General features: G+C 73.3%; 4 protein-coding genes. 3 read left to right on the forward strand and 1 reads right to left on the reverse strand.

The window, feature by feature from the left end; all coding sequences use genetic code 11:
- Positions 1–419 (forward strand): LysR substrate-binding domain-containing protein (locus tag NH339_RS17895; protein ID WP_253027349.1); only part of this gene is annotated, 419 nt, incomplete at its 5' end.
- Here NH339_RS17895 and NH339_RS17900 read toward each other — a convergent pair.
- The gene (locus NH339_RS17900) at positions 406–819 is read right to left on the reverse strand and encodes a DoxX family protein (RefSeq protein ID WP_253027350.1); all 414 of its coding nucleotides are present in this window, start codon (positions 817–819) and stop codon (positions 406–408) included. The two genes, NH339_RS17895 and NH339_RS17900, sit on opposite strands and share 14 nt — an antisense overlap.
- Before the next feature lie 125 nt (positions 820–944).
- On the opposite strand from NH339_RS17900, the gene NH339_RS17905 reads away from it, so the two are divergent.
- Both NH339_RS17905 and NH339_RS17910 read left to right on the forward strand, forming a co-directional pair.
- Positions 945–1,460, forward strand: a complete 516-nt coding sequence (locus tag NH339_RS17905) for a hypothetical protein (RefSeq protein ID WP_253027351.1) — start codon at positions 945–947, stop codon at positions 1,458–1,460.
- On the forward strand, positions 1,461–2,255 hold the full coding sequence (locus tag NH339_RS17910; protein WP_253027352.1) for a maleylpyruvate isomerase family mycothiol-dependent enzyme: 795 nt from the start codon (positions 1,461–1,463) through the stop codon (positions 2,253–2,255).
- The last annotated feature ends 208 nt before the right edge of the window (positions 2,256–2,463 follow it).

Genomic DNA, 2,463 nt, shown 5'->3' on the forward strand with positions numbered 1-2,463 from the left:
CGTGGGGCCTGGGTGTGCCGACGGCGGACGCACCCGCCACCGACCTCGCCGCGCCCGACCTGCTGCGCCGCCACGCCGCCGGCGCCTGGATCGGCAACTCGCGGAACACGGCCGACGAGGAGGTGCTGCGGGTCCTCGCGTCGATGGCGGGCTTCGAGCCACGGGTCGAGCACCTGTCCGACAGCCTCGACCTCGTCGAGGACCTCGTGGTGGCGGGCCTCGGCGTCGGGATGCTGCCGCTCTGGCGTCGTCCGCGCGACGGCGTGACGGTGGTCCCGTTCCGCGACCCCGGGGTCACGATGCGCGCGCTCGTCTGGACGCGCCGAGGGCGAGCGACGTGGCCGCCGCTCGCCCTCGTGCTGGAACGCCTCGTGGTCGCGCCGGGCGTCGCCACTCAGCCCGTCGTCAGCGCCAGTTGATGAGCGCGCCGGTGAGCGTGTAGGGCGCGAAGTCGGTCGACAGCAGCACGAACAGCGCCAGCGCACCGCCGGCGAGGGCGACGTTCTTGTTGAAGGCGACCATCTCCATCTGCTTGGCCTGGGCGTCGCTCTCCTTCCAGAACGCGTGCATCAGCACGGCCGTGACGAGCAGCAGGATCGCCAGGCCGAGGGCGCCGATGTCGCCCCAGATGCCGAGCAGCACCGAGACGCCGCCGGCCAGCAGCGCGACCCCGCTGACCTGCACGAGCACCTTGGCGTTCGAGAGACCGCGCGACTCGGCGTAGCCGGCCATGGCGCCGGTCGCGGTGAGGTGACCGATGCCCGAGCCGATGACGAGGTAGGCGAAGAGGAAGCGGGAGATGAGGAAGACCTCGTCCATGGGAGCTCCTTGATAAAGGTGAAGATTCAACTAGCGGGGTCCAGCGTCCTCCTCCCAAGCCCTGCGGTCAAGCCGTCGCGCGTGGCCCACCTGACCCGCACCGACGCGTGTGCCAGAGTGAGCGGGTGCGTCTGACCAGTCCGCTGTGGTACCTCGCGGCGTTCCTGCTCGCGATCGGCGGATGGATGGCCTCGGCTGTCGTCGCCGCCGGCGCCTGGGACCACGTCCGTGACGCGACGCTGCAGAACCTGACCGAGCGGGTCGACGCGAAGGGCGCCTCGCTGGCCGTCTTCACCGACGTCCGGCAGCCGGAGCGCGACGTCACGTGCACCGCGACCGGGCCCGCGAAGGGCGCGAAGCCGGTGCAGCTCGAGGACGCGCCCATCGACCTGCGCGTGCCGCAGGACGGCTCGACCTGGTACCTGATCGCGTTCGAGCGTGAGGGGTCGGACCAGGTCGCGGTCCGCTGCACGCCGAAGGACCGCGCCGCCGACGCCGCGACCTACCGGGTGGCCGTCGCCGACGGCTTCCTCGACCGCACCCGCAACGGCGCGGGCATCGCCTGGATCGCCGCCGCCGTCGCCGTCGCGCTCGCCGTGGCGACCTGGTGGACCCGACGCAAGCGCACCCTGGAGGACTGAATGCTGCAGACCTACGTCGACGCCTGGCTGGCCAGCGTCCGCGACACGATCGCCCTGCTCGAGGACCTCGACGACGCGGCGTGGTCCACGCCCACCGACCTGCCGGGCTGGACCGTCGCCGACGTCGCCGCCCACCTCGCGCACCTCGAGGCCGTCACCGCCGGCCACGTCGTCGACGAGGCACCCACCACGGCGTCGGCCGGCGGCATCGCCTCGGTGTACACGGAGGCCGGGGTCGAGTCGCGGCGCGGGCTCACGCGTGAGCAGGTGCTCGACGAGCTGCGCCGCAGCGTCGACGTCCGCGCGGAGCGGCTCGGCGACGCGCTGCCCGACGACCCCACCGCGCGCGCCGAGCACACGCCCGCCGGTGTCGGCTGGACGTGGGACACGATGCTGCGCAACCGCACCGTCGACGTCTGGTGCCACGAGCAGGACGTGCGTCGCGCCGTCGACCGGCCCGGCAACCTCGACTCGGCCGGCGCGCAGGTCACGACCCACATCTTCGCGGCCGCGATGCCGTTCGTGCTCGGCAAGAAGGTCGGCGCGACGGCCGGCACGTCGGTCCTGTGGGACCTCACCGGCCCGATCGCCCTGCAGGTCGGCGCGACGGTCGGCGACGACGGCCGCGCCCGCCCCGGCGTGCCGGACGCCCCCACCGCCACCCTCACGCTGACGTCCGAGGCCTTCGCCGTGCTGGCCGCAGGCCGTCGGCGCCCGGGTGCGGTCGACGTCGCGGTGAGCGGCGACACCGACCTCGCCCACCGCGTCCTCGAGCAGATGGCCGTCACCTTCTGACCCACCCCCAGCGACGGCTCGGGGTGGTCTCGATACGCCCGGAGTACGCTCGTCCCTCGCGGCTCCGCGCTACTCGACCAACGGTAGGTCTCGCTGGTCGAGTAGCGGCCACGCGCGAGGAACGAGCGCCGTGGCTGCGTATCGAGACCACCCGGCAACGGCCCAGCGCGGACCAACCCCCAGCGTCCGCCCGGTGTGGTCTCGATAC

It is taken from the genome of Aeromicrobium sp. CnD17-E, from assembly GCF_024124745.1.
Lineage (GTDB): Bacteria > Actinomycetota > Actinomycetes > Propionibacteriales > Nocardioidaceae > Aeromicrobium.